Genomic DNA, 14,499 nt, shown 5'->3' on the forward strand with positions numbered 1-14,499 from the left:
ATCGGTGGCAGGGCCGCGTGGCAGACTGGTGCGATGGATCGCGAGGTGGAGCAGCCGCTGAGCGGCGGGAACGTCAGCGCCGGTGTCGTCCGGGTCGGGGACACCGTGCGCCGCCCGGCCGGGCCGTGGACGCCCGCCGTGCACGCGCTGCTCGCGCATCTGCACGCGGTGGGGTTCCGGGGCGCTCCCCGGCCGCTCGGTCTGGACGACCGGGGGCGGGAGGTGCTCGACTTCGTGCCGGGCGAGGTGGTCTGGCCGGACCGCTTCGCGCTGGTGGAGCCGGTGGAGCGGCTGGCCCGCGTCGCCCGGTTGATCCGCGAGTTCCACGACGCCGTACGGGACTTCACGCCGCCGCCGGACGCCCGCTGGCAGGTGCTGATCCCGGCGGACGAGCACGAGATCATCGCCCACCACGACCTGGCCCCGTGGAACCTGGTGGCCGACGACGGGGGCGGCTTCGCCTTCATCGACTGGGACGCCGCAGCCCCCGGCTCCCGGCTGTGGGACGTCGCCTACGCCCTGCACGGCTTCGTCCCGCTGTCGGCGGATCCGGCCTGGCAGCGCGCCGACGCCGGGCAGCGGGTGCGGGTCTTCGCCGACGCCTACGGGCTGGACGAGGGCGAACGGCGCCGCCTGGTCCCGCTGTTGGGGCGTCGGACCCGCTCCATGCACGACTTCCTGCGGGAGCAGGCCGGACGGGGTGTCCAGCCCTGGGCGCGACTGTGGGCGGAGGGCCACGGGGAGATCTGGCGCAGCGACGCCGACTGGATCGAGCAGCGGCAAGTGCACTGGGAGCACGCCCTGTTGGACGGCTGAGGCCGCTCCCGGGGGCGTGTCCGACACTTCGCGTCGCGCGCCCGGCGGGAACGGCCGGACAAGCCCGGATCACCAGGTGACGGGGACGGCGGCCGGGCCGCGCGTGGTGGTGCCGAGTTGCCAGGGGAGTCGGTCGGGCGGGGTGGTGAGGCGCAGGCCGGGGAGGGCGGTGGCCAGGCGGCGGAGGGATTCGCGCATCTCCAGGCGGACCTGCCAGGCGCCGATGCAGTAGTGCGGGCCGGCGCTGAAGGCGAGGGTGGGGGCGGCGAGCGGGAGGTCGAGGTCGGCGTCGAGGCCGTCGGGGTGGACGGCGGGGTCGCGGTTGGCGCTGCCGATGCTGACGGCGAGGACGGCGCCGGCCGGGATGGTGACGCCGCCGAGTTCGATCGGTGCGGCGGTGCGGCGGGCGGTGGTCTCGTCGTCGCCGAGGGGGATGAAGTGGAGGAGGCGTTCGACGGTGTGCTCGGTGATGTCCGGGTCGGCCAGCCGGGGCCAGTGGTCGGCGCGTTCGCCGAGGAGGTAGACCAGGGCGTTGCCGAGGGCGCCGGTGACGCTGTCGTTGCCACTGGCGGTGAGGCCGAGGACGAGGAAGGCGAGCGCGTCCTCGGGGACGCCGCCGTCCTGGTCGGCGGCCCGGACGAGTCGGCTGACCAGGTCCTCACCTGGTCTGCGCCGTCGACGCTCGATCAACTCGCGGGTGAAGAAAAGGAATTCTGCGAGCGTCTCGCCGTGGTCCTCGCTCGGGTCGCCGCCCTGGGCCAGCAGGGCGAGGGTCCAGCGCCGAAGCCGGTCCTCGTCGAGGTGGTCGGGACCGTCGCCGTCGAGTCCCATCAGCCGGGCGGTGACCGCGTAGGGCACCGGCCGGGTGAAGGCCGCGACCAGGTCGGCGGGGGGCCCGCCGGTCACCAGCGCGTCCACCGCCTGCTGGACGGCCGCCGCGACCCAGGGCTGCCAGTCGGCGACGGCGCGCGGGGTGAAGGCCTTCTGTACGGTGGCGCGCAGCCGGCGGTGGGCGGGGCCGTCCTGGTTGAACAGGGAGGCCGGGTTGGCGGTCACGTCCGCGGTGTTGCCCGCGGGCCCGACCTCGTGCAGATCGGCCCGGGTGACACGGGGGTCGCCGAGGGCCTGACGGACGTCGTGGTAGCGGGTGACGAGCCATGCGGGGGTCCCGTCCGGGAGGGTGGTCGGGTGCGGCGGCCGGGCGGGGGTGAAGGGCAGCAGGTGGAGTGGTGGGAGCGGGGTGTCGGTGTCGGGGGTGGCGGTGGACATGGATCCCTTCGGGAGTGGGTGGGCCTGTAGGGCGCGAGCATCCAACTGTCGTATTTTCTGAGGGAATTGAGCCCTTCAGGCGGTCTTCTCGTTATGCCCGATGGTACGCGCCCGAACCCGGTTCGAGGTCTCACCGCCCCCATTCGGGCGCCGGGTCGGCCGGCAGCAGCGGTCGCAGCGCACCCAGCACCGCGCCGATGCAGGCGTCGCGCAGCTCGGTCCGGGTGCAGCTCTGCTCCGTCAGCCAGTCCACGACCAGCACCCGTACGAACACCAGCCAGCTGCGCAGGACTTGGGAGACGGCCCGGCGCGCGCTCTCGTCCGTGAGCGGCAGCGCCCCGAGCAGGCGGCCGCGCAGGGTGTCCAGTTCCTCGGTGATGATGGTCTGGATCACCGGGTCCCCGGCGAGGACGCGGTTGGCGGCCAGCACGGCGTGCCGGTTGGCGATGAAGTAGTCGAGGTGGGCGTCCATGCCCTGGATCAGCTGCTCGACCAGGGTGTCCGCCGGGTCGAAGCGGCTCTTCACCAGCAGGTCCCCGGCCGCCTGCCGGTAGACCTCCGCGAACAGCTCCTGCTTGCCGGCGAAGTGCTTGTAGAGCAGGGCGCGGGACACCCCGGCCTGCTCGGCGACCTCCTCCATCAGCACGTGCTCGTAGGGCCGGGCGGCGAAGGCCCGGGCGCCGACGGCGAGCAGCTGGGCGCGGCGCTCGGTGGGGGACAGGCGCTTTCGGCGTTCCTGGACTGACATGCCGGACAGGTTACTTGACACGTGTCCACCAGCCAGCGCTAGCTTGGTGGACACGTGTCAACCAAGACCTGACGACAGGCGGACCGGCGGTGAGGTGATGGGCTCATGGCGAGGACACTGCGGGTGCTCGCGTGGATCATGGGGGTCGCCTGTGTGGCGATCGGGCTCTTCCACGTACTGGGCGGGAACGCCGCGATCCCCGGGATCGCGGACCCCGGCCCGACGATCGACAGCTTCGGCCGCTTCATGGGCGCGATCTTCGCCGGGTACGGCGCGGCCTGGATCTGGGCCGCCCGGCAGGCGCCGGTGCCCGCCCGGGTGGTCCGGTGGCTGACGGCGGTGTTCCTGCTGGGCGGCCTCGGGCGGGTGCTGGCGATCGTCGTGGACGGGTGGCCGCACGGGTTCCAGGTGGTGCTGATGGTGATCGAACTCGGGCTCTCGCCGGTGTACTTCTGGCTCGCCGACGCCGAAGAGCGGGCGGTCCCGGCCTGAGTGGCCGGGGTCAGAGGGCGAAGGTCCGCAGGTGGTCGAGGACCGTACCCGCGTCCGCCGTCGCCCCGGTGAGCGAGACGTGGCCGTCCGGCCGGACCAGCACCACGGCGTCCCCGTGCAGCCCGTACGCGCGGGCGGCGTGCCCGTCCGGGTCGAGCACGGCGGCCCGGCGCAGCCCGGCGGTGGCGGGCAGTTCGGCCAGGCCCGGGTGGTCGCCGAAGGTCAGCAGGGTGAAGTGCGGTCCGCGGAAGAGGTCGAACAGCCGGGTCGGCGTGCCGTCGGCGGTCGCGCAGGGCGCGTCCGGGGCGCGGTCGCCGGCCCGGACGCCGGTGGCCTCGTCGAGGTCGCGGCCGAGCGGCCCGCCGCGGTAGTCGAGGGAGAGTCCGGTGAGGTCGGCGCCCTGCGCGGCCAGGGTGCGGAACTGGTCGGTCAGCGCGTCGGCGCCGTTGCCGGCGAACGCCGTCCTGTGGTGGGCGGAGGTGGCGGCGAGGCTCGCCCGGGCGACCGGCAGCCGTTCGTCCTGGTAGCTGTCGAGCAGCGCCTCGGGCGCGCCGCGCAGCACGGCGGCCAGCTTCCAGCCGAGGTTGTGGGCGTCCTGGATGCCGTTGTTCATGCCCTGGCCGCCCGCCGCGGACTGGCAGTGCGCGGCGTCCCCGGCGAGCAGGACCCGGCCGTCGCGGTAGCGCTCGACCACCCGCACGGTGGGGCGCCAGACGGTGGACCAGATCGGCTCGTGCATCCGGACCCCGGGCAGGCCGGCCCGCTCGGCGAAGAGCCGGCGGAAGGTGTCCAGGGTGGGGGCGGGCAGCTCGCCGTGCTCGTCCGGTTCGACGGCGGCGTGCACGGCCCATGTGGCGTCCTGCCGCATCGGGACCAGCGTCATGGCGCCGGCCCCGAACTTCGGGTGGTTCCAGAGGTGCATGTGGTCGGTGTCGAGGCCGTCGACGTCCATCGAGGCCATGATGAAACGCTCCTCGTCCCAGGTCTCGCCGAGGAAGGGGATGCCGGTCAGCTTGCGGACGGCGCTGCGGCCGCCGTCGCAGCCGACCAGGTAGCGGGCGCGCAGCCGGGTGCTCAGGCCGTCCCGTCGGACGGTGGCGAGCACGCCGTCGCCGTCCTGGGTGTAGCCGGTCAGCTCGGTGCCGGTCTCGACCGTGACGCCGTACTCGGCGAGCCGCTCGCGTAGCACGGCCTCGGTCTGGTGCTGGGCGAGCAGCAGCATGCCCGCGTACGGGCGGTCGGGGGTGGCGGGGTTGCCGGCCCCGGGGTCGACCTCCTGGAGCAGCTGGTCGCCCTCGTAGACGCGGAGCTTGAGGTTGAGCACGCCCCGGTCGAGGATCCGCTCGACCACCCCGAGGTCGTCGAAGAACTCCAGGGTGCGCGGGTTGACGCCCTTGCCGCGGACGCCGGCGGTGCGGAACTCCCGGTCCCGCTCGATGATCCGGCAGGCGACCCCGGCGCGGGCCAGTCCGATGGCGAGCGTGAGACCCACCGGGCCGGCGCCGACCACCAGGACGTCGGTCGCGGGTGCGGTGTCGTTCGTGAGTGCGGCGTGCATGACGAACCCCCTGATCTCGGCCATAAGATACGGCGCGTTTCTTGCTTTCGACTGTAAACTGCCCTTGATAAGAAACGCAACGTATCTCCGAGGGCGGGTGCGGGATCCAGTGGTGAGTGACGGAGCGGGTACGGCCGGCTCGCGGCGGCGCGGCGACGAACTCGAACGGGCGATCCTCGATGCCGTCTGGGCCGAACTCGCCGAGCACGGCTACGACCGGCTCACCATGGACGGCGTCGCCGCCCGCGCCCGTACCAGCAAGCCGGTGCTCTACCGCCGCTGGTCGAACCGGGTCGAGCTGGTGATGGCCGCCCTCGGCCGCAACGCCCCCGACTACCGGGAGCCGCCGGACACCGGCGACCTGCGCACCGACCTGGTGCAGTTCCTGGGCGGTCTGCTGCACCGCTTCGACGACCTGCCGATGGACGCCGTCCACGGACTGCTGGTCGACCTGATGCGTGTCCCCGAGCTGCGCGGCCGGTTCCGCGGCGGGCTCGTCGAACACGGGCCGGTGAACAGCCTGGCCGCGATGATGCACCGGGCCGCCGAGCGGGGCGAGATCGACCCGGCGCGGCTCACCGCGCGCGTCGTGGCGCTGCCGCTGGACCTGCTGCGCGACGCGTTCCTGATCGAGGGCGCCGTGCCGTCCGACCGGGTGGTCGCCGAGGTGCTGGACGAGATCGTCCTGCCGCTGCTCAGGGCGCCTTGCGGGAGCTAGGCTTCGATCCCGGTCGAACGTACGTCCGCGAGGAGGGTCCGAAGCGCATGAGCGGCACCGTGGTGGCAGTCAGCAGCAACGCCGAGTACTCGTTCAGTAAGTCGAATCGGGAGGGCGTCACGCTGCTCGCCGGACTCGGCGTGGAGGGCGACGTGCACGCCGGGGTGACGGTCAAGCACCGCTCGCGCGTCGCGCAGGACCCGACCGTGCCCAACCTGCGCCAGGTCCACCTGATCCACCGCGAACTGCTCGCGGAACTCGGCGAGTCCGGCTTCGACGTGGCGCCGGGCGCGCTCGGCGAGAACATCACCACCGAGGGCCTGGACCTGCTCGGCCTGCCGGTCGGCGCGGTGCTGCGGATCGGTCCGGAGGCGGAGGTGGAGGTCACCGGCCTGCGCAACCCGTGCGCGCAGATCGACAACTACCGGACGGGGCTGCTGAAGCAGGTCGTCGGGCGGGCGGAGGACGGGACGATCGTGCGCCGCGCCGGGATCATGGGCGTCGTCCGGGCGGGCGGGCCGGTGCGGCCCGGTGACGCGATCGCCGTGGAGCTGCCGGAGGGTCCGCACCGGCCGCTCGAAAGGGTCTGACACCCGCTCGGAGCTCCCTCCGATGCCCCTCTGATACCCCCACCCCGTAACGCGGCAGGCCCCCCGGTGTGACCGAAGGGCCTGCCGTCGTATGCGCCGGTATCAGGACCGGACCAGGCGGGCGATGGCCTGGTTGGCCTCGCGGATCTTGCTGTTGGCCTCCTGGCCGCCCTCGGCGATGGCGTCCCGGACGCAGCATTCGATGTGCTCGTCCAGGAGTTGGAGGGCGAAGGACTGCAGGGCGCGGCTGGCCGCGGAGACCTGGGTGAGGACGTCGATGCAGTAGGTGTCCTGCTCGACCATGCGCTGCAGGCCGCGGATCTGGCCCTCGATGCGGCGGAGCCGCTTGAGGAAGTCGTCCTTGTGGGGGCTGTAGCTGGCCATGGCCGTCTCCGGTTCCTGTGCGGTGAGGAGTGTTCCCACTCTACCGGGGCTCGGTGGGAGGGGAGTCGGCCCGGACGTACGGGGTGCCGTCCGGGCCGACGGCCGGTCAGCCTCAGCCGTCGAGGCGGCCGACCAGGTCGTAGCCGGCCTCGTCGATGGCGGCGGCGACGTCGGTGTCGGCGAGCGGCTGGGTGCTGTCGACGGTGACCTGGCCGGTGGCGAGGTCGACCGCGACCTCGGTGACGCCGTCGACCTTCGTCAGCTCGGTGGTCACCGAGGTGACGCAGTGGCCGCAGGTCATGCCCTTCACCTGGAAGACCGCGCGTTCGGCGGTCGCGGTGGCGGGGGTCTTGGCGGCGCCGGTGCCGCACGAGCCGCAGCAGGAGGAGGCCTCGGTGGCGGAGGACTCGACGGTGACGGTGGTCTCGCTCATGGTGTGCTCCTGTCGGTCGGTGCGCGCGATGCCTTCCGGAGTGGTCCGGGCGGCTGCTTCACCGAGAACATACCATACCCCCCTAGGGTAAGTAGAAGAGTTGACGCGGCCTCGGTTCCGCTGCGGGGGCCCGGCCTCGGCCCGGTGTCGGCCCGGCCGTGGACCCGGTGCACCCGGGCCCCGCGCAGCCCGTCCCGGCGGCATGGACCCCGGCGTGAAACGCGGCTTCGCCAGCCGGGTGTCGCTGATCAACCCGATGGCCCGGCCGTTCCTGTCCGCGCTCGCCGAGGAGTTCGCCGCCAAGGCCGGGCCGGACCAGCGCTACGCCGCCGAGTGGCTGCACGCCCAGACCAGCGCCGACTACCTGGTGCACGACCCCGCCGAGGGCAGCTACCTGCTGCCCGAGGAGCACGCCGCCGTCCTGGCGGACACCGACGACCCGGCCTTCGTCGCCGCCTTCTTCAAGCCCTCGAATCCATTGCCCCCACCCCCCACTCGCACCACGACAAAGGAGTACGACCGTGTCCGACACCCTGCAGCCGATCAAGGCCTGGATCCTCATGCGCCACCCCGAGCGGACCGACATCGCCCCCGACCTCGACCTGATCGAGAACCGGCTGATCGACTCGCTCTCCTTCGTCGAGTTCGTCTTCCTGCTGGAGCAGGTCAGCGGCCGGAAGATCGACATGACCGCGCTGGAGGTCGACCACGCGCGCACGCTGCGGATCATCGAGGAGCGCTTCCTCACCGCGGCCGTCCACTGACGCTCGGCGAACGCGTCCGGGCCCGTCTCCGGACTCCCACAGGCGGGAGGCCCCCGGGCCGGACGCGGCCGCCGCCCTCGTCCCGAGCGGCGGCCGCGTCCTCCAACGGCTCTCGACCTGGCCTCAAGTCGGCCTTGTACCAGTGCTGTTGCGGTCGACGGGCAGGATGGGCGCGGCCGCCCGCGTACCGGGCCGGCCGCAGTCCCGGACAGCCGACCGACCCCAACACATGAGGTGACAGCCATGGACCAGACCATCCGGAGCGGCCCGCGCGGCCTGCGCGAGATCCTCGCGGCGGGCGAGCGGACGTACTCCTTCGAGTTCTTCCCGGCCAAGGACGAGGCCGGCGAGCGCGCCCTGTGGGCCGCGATCCGGCGGGTGGAGGCGGTCGCGCCGACCTTCGTCTCGGTCACCTACGGCGCAGGCGGCTCCTCGCGCGACCGCACCATCGGGACGACCGAGCGGATCGCCGCGCAGACCACCCTGCGCCCGGTGGCCCACCTGACCGCCGTCGGCCACTCCACCGCCGAACTCCAGGCCATCCTGCGGCGCTACGCGGACGTCGGGATCCGCGACGTGCTCGCGCTGCGCGGCGACCCGCCGGGCAACCCGAACGGTGCCTGGGAGCCGCACCCGCGGGGCCTGCGCCACGCGATCGAACTGGTCCACCTGGTCAAGGAGTTCGGCGCCTTCTCGGTCGGCGTGGCGGCCTTCCCGGAGCGCCACCCGCGCTCCACGGACTGGGAGGACGACATCCGGCACTTCACCGCGAAGTGCCGGGCGGGCGCCGACTACGCCGTCACCCAGATGTTCTTCGAGATCGAGCACTACCTGCGGCTGCGCGACCGGCTCGCCGCGGCGGGCTGCGACACCCCGGTCATCCCTGAGATCATGCCCGCCACCGACGTCCGCCAGATCGCCCGCTTCGCCGAGCTGAGCGGCGCCTCCTTCCCGGAGGGCCTGGCCGGGCAGCTGGAGGCGGCCCGCGGCGACCGCGCGGCGGCGCACCGGATCGGCGTCGAGCACGCGACCCGGCTGGCCGAGCGGCTGCTCCGGGAGGGGGCGCCCGGCCTGCACTTCATCACCCTGAACCGCTCCACCGCCGCCCTGGAGATCCACCACAACCTCGGGCTTGTCCGAGGGCTGGACCGCCTCCCGCGGGAGCGCGAGGCCCGGCCACTGATCAGCAGTCCTATCTGACGGGAGAGCCCCATGATCACCACCCGCGACCCGGCGCGCCCGGGCAGACTCCTGCGCACCGAGCGCGAGACCCTGCTGCCCCTGCTGCGCGACACCCCGCTGGAGCGGTTCGAGCTGCCCACCGCCTGTCCGGACTGGACGGTGCGCGAGCTGCTCGCCCACTGCGGCGCCGCGCTGATGCGCATCGTCGAGGGCCGACTGCCCGGCTTCACCCCCGAGCACAACGCCGCCGACGTCGCCGAGCGCGCCGACTGGCCGGTGCGGCGGATCCTGGACGAGCTGGAATCCGGCATGGCCGAGGCGGGCCCGGCCATCGAGGCGGCGGACGGTGAGCTGGACGTGATCGCGCTCGGCGAGTGGGTGCACGCCGGGGACGTCCGGGAGGCGCTCGGCGTTACTGCCGTTCGCCTGCTCGCCCCGATGGCCTTCGCCGCCGCCGCGGTCCTGGCCGTCGAGGGGTCCGCGACGACCACCGCGCGTCCGGCGGACAACGGCATCGTCTGGCCGGACCCGACCCCCGCCGCCCCCGCCCCGGCGCATGTGGTGCAGGCCGGCATCGTCTGGCCGACCCCCGCCCCGGCCGCCGGCTGACCCGCCGGCTGACCGACCTCAGGGGCGCCGGCCGGTCACTCCGGCCGGCGCCCCCGGCAGTCCGGGCACTCCCCGTGGAAGACCCCAGCTCGGCGTCGTCCACCCGCCAGCCGCGCAGCCCCTTCCGGGGCGGCGCCGGCGCCTCCACCTCGACGTTCGCCACCCGCCCGCACCGGCTGCACAGCGCGTGGTGGTGCGGCGGCCCGGACAACTCGAACACCGCCGTCCGGCCCGGCCGTTCGAACTTGCGCACCAGCCCGGTCTCCAGGAAGTTGCGCAGCATCTCGTAGACCGCCTGGCTGGTCAGCGTCCCCAACCGCTCCCGCGCCGCCTCGGTGATCGACTCGACGTCCTGGTGCGGCTCGGCCGCCAGCGACTGCAGCACCTCCAACCGTGGCCCGGTGACCCGCAACCCCACGTCCCGCAGCTGCTGAACGGCGGTCTCACGGTCCGCAGCCAGAGTCTCGCGCGCCATCAGCCCCTACCCGGGTCGACCAAAGATTTGGTCCCGTCCTAGCTTGCGCCCCGCGACCGGCCGCCCCGGAAAGCCGCCGCCTCCCGCCGGGGTGGGCGTCATTCCGACGGCCGTCCAGGTCGGACAGGGCGCCGGGCGGAAGCACGAGACGCCCCTCTCCGCGGAGGAGGGGGCGTCTCGTGCTTCCAGGTGGATCAGGTCGTACGGTGCTTGCCCACGTGGGTCCTGCGTGGCTGAGGTGCCGACATGTGGACCACCCCATCGCAGTCGATCCCGTTCGGCACTCGTCGGGCGGCGGCGGAGTCGACCGCGATCGACTCCGGTGCCCACTGGTAGCCGTCCCAACGGGAGAGCAGGCGGGGGAGGCACTGATGCGAGTAGGCGACGGCCTCGAAGCCGCGTAGCGCCCGCTTCCGGCAGGCTGTCACCACTCGCGGTGGTGGCCGATCACCCGGAAGCTGCCCACGACGCCCTCGCAATCCCAGTCGCCACCCCACTCGTTCTCGTCGAGGCCACGGGCCCGCACGCCGTTGTTGGAGCTGTGGGGGCCCACGACGGCGACCGGACCGCCGTTGTCGCAGTTGAAGCCGCGGAAGACCTCGACGGTCCTCCAGCTCTCGTTGCGAATGTTGAAGCTTCTGGCGCCCAGGCCGCTGGCCGCGGTGATGCAGCCCTCAGTGCCTGCGGAGTACGTACGTTCGTTGATGAAGATCCTTCCCTCCTTGTGGTGGCCGCGTTTGCCGCCTTCACGGCCGCCGCCGCCTTCGCGTCCGCCGCCGCCGCCTTCGCGTCCGCCGCCGCCGCCTTCGCGTCCGCCGCCGCCGCCTTCGCGTCCGCCGCCGCCGCCTTCACGGCCGCCGCCGCCTTCACGGCCGCCGCCGCCTTCGCGTCCGCCGCCGCCTTCGCGTCCGCCGCCGCCGCCGTTGTCGCGCCCGCCGCCGCCGTTGTCACGTCCGCCGCCGCCGTTGTCGTGCCCGCCGCCGCCGTTGTCGTGCCCGCCGCCGCCGTTGTCACGTCCGCCGCCGCCGTTGTCGTGCCCGCCGTTGTCGTGCCCGCCGCCCGCGTTCTTCTCTCCGCCTGCACTGCCGCCGCCAGCGGCGGCCGCGGCCGGGGCCGGGGCGGCTTGTTGGGCGGGCGGGGCCGCCGGCTGGCCAGGCTGGGCTGTCGGTTGTTGGACGGACGGGAGCACCGAGGTGGATCCGGAGGGTGAGGCGTAGGTGATGCCGGTGGCTGCAAGGACTGTCGCGCCTATTCCGGCAGCGGCCACAGTTAATGTGCGCGTGAGCATGTCACTTCTCTCTGTCTCTCTCGCGGACGCCGGCCAGGCGACCGACCTGCGATGAACGTAATGAGAGCCCTTATGGCTGTCATTCCGGATATGTCAAAGGTGTGACGCCATGAGTCCAGCCAGGTGGAATTGCGGCACGAATCGCATACCGATGAAAGACCTGAGGACTGGTGGGCCACGGCCAGGACGGGTGCTCTCCGGTGGCGGCCGGCCAGCGGGCGAACAGGACCTCGCGTCGGAGGTCCGCCCCGGTGGCGGCGGCCGCGCGCAGCCGGCCGCGGACCAGTTCGGCGGCCTCCCGGCCGATCGCCGGCTCGGGCAGGTCGAGCGCGGCGGTGAGGCTGCCGACGCGCACGTACTGGGCCAGGAACCCCGGCGGGACGTCCCGCAGCTGCTGAACGGCGGTCTCACGGTCCGCAGCCGGAGTCTCGTGCGCCCTCAGCCCCACCCAGAGGTCGACCAAAGATTTGGTCCCGTCGCAGCTTGCATCCGCGACTGGCAGCCTCGGAGAAACCGCCGCCTCCCGCTTCTCGCCGGGCGCCGGACGCGTGGCTACAGTGGATCGCAGGGGATGCACGAGTGATGCACGGGGGGATGCCGGCATGTCATGGATCTTCGGAGGTGAAAAGCGGCCGGAGAAAGGCTTTCCGGGCGCGATCGACCTCGACGAGGTCAAACCCTGGATGCGGGCGGCCGGTTCGGTGTCCGGCTCGGCGTCCGCCGAGGATCCGCAGGGTGCCAAGGGGCGGGCGTGGGTGGAGAAGGTCCTCCGCTGGTGCGTGGCCGAGTTCGGGGAACAGGCCGTGCGGCGCGAATTCGCCCTGCCGACCGCGGACTTCCTGCCGACCGGCCTGACCGGGCCCGACCAGCGGGCCCGGATCCGGGAGTTCGTGGACCGCGTCGGCGCCGTGATGGACGCGGACACCGGGGCCCTCGAAGTCCAGCTCTTCGAGGCCGAGGACCAGAACTCCGCAGGGCGGAGCGGCAAGCGCCGCACGGTCGGCCACTACCACCGGACCGAGGGCCGGGACGTCATCGAGCTCGACGTCGGGCACGCCGACCGGCCGGCGGCACTCGCGGCGCTCATCGCCCACGAACTCGGCCATCTGCGCCTGATCGGCGAAGGACGCCTCAGAGCCTCGTGGCCCGAAGCCGACGAGGAGAAGCTGACCGACCTGGTGACCGTCTTCCTCGGCATGGGCGTCTTCACCGCCAACGCCGCGCACAGCTACGCCACGGCCCGGCGCGGCTTCTCCGTCCTGCCGATGGGAGACCTGACCAGCAGGACGCTCAACGGCGCGGCCGCCGACGACACCACGCACCACCTCGGCTATCTCACGCCCGACCAGTTCGGCCACGCCCTCGCCTGCTGCGCCCGCCTACGCGGCGAGCACAACCCGCCCTGGGCCCGCCACCTGGAACCGGGGGTGCACGCGGCCCTCAACCGCGGGCTGGCGGAGGCTGTCAGCGGACGGTGACCTGGATGCTCTTGGTGATGTCGCTGCACCCGACGACCGGTTGCGTCGGCGCGTCGCGGCACTTGCTCCTGTCGTGGAACTCCCAGGTCAGCGTGCTGGTGCCGGGAGCGAGGGCGGTGTAGACGTGGTCGACTCCTTCGACGCAGCCGAGCGAGTCCTCCGGGCAGGGCGTGGTGACGACGTCCGGGCCGGGCCGCAGTGCGGCGCCGTCCCTCGCCGAGGTCTGGATCCAGGCCCCTTGCTGGGGGCCCTTGTTCCCGGCGACGCTGAACCGCTGCCTGACGGCCAGGGTCACCGTGCTGGTCGGGTACGGGGAGGTGGCGTTCCAGGCCTCCTTGTCGGCGGGGAGGGCGAGCTCCGTCTTCGGCCGACCGGCGGCCGGGTCGGTGGGCGCCCCGGGTCCGCTGCCGCAGGCGGCGAGCAGGGGAGTGGCGGCCAGCAGTGCGGCCACCCCGGTGGTGGTGCGACGCATCAGTTCCCGTTGCGGGGTCGGTTCCGGGCGGGTGGGATCGGGGTGGCTGCGGAGTCGGTGGGGGTGTTGGCGGTCAGACGGGGTCGATGGGGGCTCGGGCGTACATCAACTTGCCTGTCCCGTAGGCCAGGTGTGCCGTGCCGTCCTTGCCGAAGGCCAGCGAGGGCCAGCCGTCGCCGGGGGCGACGGGCCGGCTGTTCCACTCTCCGTCGGGTGCGCGCTCGGCGAGCATGACCTGGCCGCCGTCGAGGTAGGTGACGAAGAGGAGCTGGTGGGGACTGCCCGCCGCGGACGGGTGGCGGGGGCCGGCGCCGCCGTTGGCCGGGGCGACCACCTCGATGCTCGGGGGGAGCCCCACGCCTTCGTTGACCCAGGCGTGGACGATGCCGACCTGGTGGTCGGCGTACGCGACGAGCTGGGTGGCGAAGAGGCCGCGGGCCATGGAGACGCCGGCGGCGGCGTGGACGTCCTTGTCGATCACCTGGCTCACGAAGGTCGGCGGCGCGGTGTCGGTCACGTCGCTGGGCACCTCGGCTCCCAGCTTCAGCGGTTCCGGGATGACGGCGGTGCCGTCGTCGAAGCCCTGGAAGTAGGCGACCCTCAGGTTGGCGCTGCTGTCGAAGGCCAGGGAGAGGCCGTTCCTGGTCGCACTCGCTCCGTCGACGCCGCTGATCTGCCACGATGCGCCGACCTTCCGTGCGACGGCCACGGAGTCGCCCTGGAAGGCGTCGCGGTAACCGACGGTGGGTGTGTCGGCGAACGGGGGGTCGTGCAGGTTCGGTTCGATCTGCAGGGAGACGTCGGCCACGCCGCGCGCGATGATCCCGCCCTGGGTGGGGATCTCCTCGAACGACCACTCGTCGTTGGTCTTGGTGCCGAAGATGCCGTTGTCGGTGCCGCCGTCCCGGTAGGCGATGTGCGGAACGTTGCTGGAGTCGAACCCCAGGCCGACCCGCGTGTTGTCGGGGGTGCCGCGGCCGCCGGTGTTGTCGAGCGTCCATTGGCCGTTGTGCCGGCGCGCCACGATCACGGAGGCCTCGGTCGCGGGGCCGGAGAGGTAGGCGATGGCGGGTTCTCCGTTGCCGTCCAGGGTGAGGAAGGACTGTCCGAGGACGATGCCGGAGCCGTCGACGGTTTCCAGGGTGAACTGGGTGGCTTGGGTGGTCATGACAAATGCCCCCCTTTCGGCTGGAAGGGGTTGGGGTGTCGACGCCGCGGAGGGC

Annotated in this window: 19 protein-coding genes and 2 pseudogenes; 10 read left to right on the forward strand and 11 right to left on the reverse strand. The window is 73.0% G+C overall.

Features of this window, described 5'->3' with window-relative positions; translation table 11 throughout:
• The first annotated feature begins 33 nt into the window (after positions 1-33).
• Positions 34-816: a phosphotransferase enzyme family protein gene (locus ACIRYZ_RS25425; RefSeq protein ID WP_402948024.1), complete on the forward strand. Its 783-nt coding sequence runs from the start codon at positions 34-36 to the stop codon at positions 814-816.
• A 69-nt stretch (positions 817-885) separates the two neighbouring features.
• Here the strand turns inward: ACIRYZ_RS25425 and ACIRYZ_RS25430 are convergent, their stop codons facing one another.
• A complete protein-coding gene (locus tag ACIRYZ_RS25430; RefSeq protein ID WP_402948027.1) occupies positions 886-2,085 on the reverse strand; it encodes a cytochrome P450 in 1,200 nt (399 codons plus the stop codon).
• A gap of 130 nt (positions 2,086-2,215) precedes the next feature.
• The gene (locus ACIRYZ_RS25435; RefSeq protein ID WP_402948030.1) at positions 2,216-2,833 is read right to left on the reverse strand and encodes a TetR/AcrR family transcriptional regulator; all 618 of its coding nucleotides are present in this window, start codon (positions 2,831-2,833) and stop codon (positions 2,216-2,218) included.
• Between the two features lie 105 nt (positions 2,834-2,938).
• Here ACIRYZ_RS25435 and ACIRYZ_RS25440 point away from each other — a divergent pair, with 105 nt between their 5' ends.
• Positions 2,939-3,325: a DUF4345 domain-containing protein gene (locus ACIRYZ_RS25440; protein ID WP_402948033.1), complete on the forward strand. Its 387-nt coding sequence runs from the start codon at positions 2,939-2,941 to the stop codon at positions 3,323-3,325.
• A 10-nt stretch (positions 3,326-3,335) separates the two neighbouring features.
• Here ACIRYZ_RS25440 and ACIRYZ_RS25445 read toward each other — a convergent pair whose 3' ends face one another.
• The gene (locus ACIRYZ_RS25445) at positions 3,336-4,883 is read right to left on the reverse strand and encodes an FAD-dependent monooxygenase (protein ID WP_402948035.1); all 1,548 of its coding nucleotides are present in this window, start codon (positions 4,881-4,883) and stop codon (positions 3,336-3,338) included.
• Positions 4,884-4,995: 112 nt separating this feature from the next.
• Between ACIRYZ_RS25445 and ACIRYZ_RS25450 the strand changes: the two genes are divergently transcribed.
• Positions 4,996-5,601, forward strand: a complete 606-nt coding sequence (locus ACIRYZ_RS25450; RefSeq protein WP_402948037.1) for a TetR/AcrR family transcriptional regulator — start codon at positions 4,996-4,998, stop codon at positions 5,599-5,601.
• Positions 5,602-5,648: 47 nt separating this feature from the next.
• Positions 5,649-6,191 carry an MOSC domain-containing protein gene (locus tag ACIRYZ_RS25455; RefSeq protein ID WP_402948040.1) on the forward strand — a complete coding sequence of 181 codons (543 nt, stop codon included), beginning with the start codon at positions 5,649-5,651 and terminating at the stop codon, positions 6,189-6,191.
• A 102-nt stretch (positions 6,192-6,293) separates the two neighbouring features.
• Here the strand turns inward: ACIRYZ_RS25455 and ACIRYZ_RS25460 are convergent, their stop codons facing one another.
• Both ACIRYZ_RS25460 and ACIRYZ_RS25465 read right to left on the reverse strand, forming a co-directional pair.
• Positions 6,294-6,575, reverse strand: coding sequence for a metal-sensitive transcriptional regulator (locus tag ACIRYZ_RS25460; protein ID WP_380613096.1), 282 nt, complete (start codon positions 6,573-6,575; stop codon positions 6,294-6,296).
• A gap of 112 nt (positions 6,576-6,687) precedes the next feature.
• On the reverse strand, positions 6,688-7,008 hold the full coding sequence (locus ACIRYZ_RS25465; RefSeq protein WP_402948043.1) for a heavy-metal-associated domain-containing protein: 321 nt from the start codon (positions 7,006-7,008) through the stop codon (positions 6,688-6,690).
• Between the two features lie 256 nt (positions 7,009-7,264).
• Between ACIRYZ_RS25465 and ACIRYZ_RS25470 the strand changes: the two are divergent.
• The 5 genes and pseudogenes from ACIRYZ_RS25470 to ACIRYZ_RS25490 all read left to right on the forward strand — a co-directional run.
• Positions 7,265-7,423 (forward strand): annotated as a pseudogene (locus ACIRYZ_RS25470) (SAM-dependent methyltransferase); the annotation flags it as partial.
• Positions 7,424-7,529: 106 nt separating this feature from the next.
• Entirely contained in the window at positions 7,530-7,772 is a 243-nt protein-coding gene (locus ACIRYZ_RS25475; protein WP_402948046.1) for an acyl carrier protein, read from the forward strand.
• Positions 7,773-8,015: 243 nt separating this feature from the next.
• Complete coding sequence (gene metF, locus ACIRYZ_RS25480) at positions 8,016-8,972, forward strand: methylenetetrahydrofolate reductase [NAD(P)H] (protein WP_402948048.1); 957 nt, start codon at positions 8,016-8,018, stop codon at positions 8,970-8,972.
• 12 nt (positions 8,973-8,984) lie between these two features.
• The gene (locus ACIRYZ_RS25485) at positions 8,985-9,563 is read left to right on the forward strand and encodes a maleylpyruvate isomerase family mycothiol-dependent enzyme (RefSeq protein ID WP_402948051.1); all 579 of its coding nucleotides are present in this window, start codon (positions 8,985-8,987) and stop codon (positions 9,561-9,563) included.
• Positions 9,564-9,637: 74 nt separating this feature from the next.
• Positions 9,638-9,853 (forward strand): hypothetical protein, encoded by a 216-nt coding sequence (locus ACIRYZ_RS25490; protein ID WP_402948139.1) that lies wholly within the window; start codon positions 9,638-9,640, stop codon positions 9,851-9,853.
• Here the strand turns inward: ACIRYZ_RS25490 and ACIRYZ_RS25495 are convergent.
• The 4 genes and pseudogenes from ACIRYZ_RS25495 to ACIRYZ_RS25510 form a co-directional block, all read right to left on the reverse strand.
• Positions 9,769-10,038 (reverse strand): annotated as a pseudogene (locus ACIRYZ_RS25495) (transcriptional repressor); the annotation flags it as partial. The gene ACIRYZ_RS25490 and the pseudogene ACIRYZ_RS25495 overlap by 85 nt on opposite strands.
• A 194-nt stretch (positions 10,039-10,232) precedes the next feature.
• Positions 10,233-10,466 (reverse strand): DUF6087 family protein, encoded by a 234-nt coding sequence (locus tag ACIRYZ_RS25500; RefSeq protein WP_402948054.1) that lies wholly within the window; start codon positions 10,464-10,466, stop codon positions 10,233-10,235.
• Entirely contained in the window at positions 10,463-11,326 is an 864-nt protein-coding gene (locus ACIRYZ_RS25505) for a hypothetical protein (RefSeq protein ID WP_402948057.1), read from the reverse strand. Before ACIRYZ_RS25505 ends, ACIRYZ_RS25500 begins: the two co-directional genes overlap by 4 nt.
• A gap of 79 nt (positions 11,327-11,405) precedes the next feature.
• Positions 11,406-11,789, reverse strand: a complete 384-nt coding sequence (locus ACIRYZ_RS25510; RefSeq protein ID WP_402948060.1) for a hypothetical protein — start codon at positions 11,787-11,789, stop codon at positions 11,406-11,408.
• Positions 11,790-11,928: 139 nt separating this feature from the next.
• Here ACIRYZ_RS25510 and ACIRYZ_RS25515 point away from each other — a divergent pair, with 139 nt between their 5' ends.
• Positions 11,929-12,804: a hypothetical protein gene (locus ACIRYZ_RS25515; protein ID WP_402948062.1), complete on the forward strand. Its 876-nt coding sequence runs from the start codon at positions 11,929-11,931 to the stop codon at positions 12,802-12,804.
• Here the strand turns inward: ACIRYZ_RS25515 and ACIRYZ_RS25520 are convergent.
• Both ACIRYZ_RS25520 and ACIRYZ_RS25525 read right to left on the reverse strand, forming a co-directional pair.
• The gene (locus ACIRYZ_RS25520) at positions 12,791-13,276 is read right to left on the reverse strand and encodes a hypothetical protein (RefSeq protein ID WP_402948065.1); all 486 of its coding nucleotides are present in this window, start codon (positions 13,274-13,276) and stop codon (positions 12,791-12,793) included. The genes ACIRYZ_RS25515 and ACIRYZ_RS25520 overlap by 14 nt on opposite strands.
• 73 nt (positions 13,277-13,349) lie before the next feature.
• A complete protein-coding gene (locus tag ACIRYZ_RS25525; protein WP_402948067.1) occupies positions 13,350-14,444 on the reverse strand; it encodes a hypothetical protein in 1,095 nt (364 codons plus the stop codon).
• Positions 14,445-14,499 lie beyond the last annotated feature (55 nt).

This window comes from Kitasatospora sp. NPDC101155 (assembly GCF_044768305.1).
Taxonomy (GTDB): domain Bacteria; phylum Actinomycetota; class Actinomycetes; order Streptomycetales; family Streptomycetaceae; genus Kitasatospora.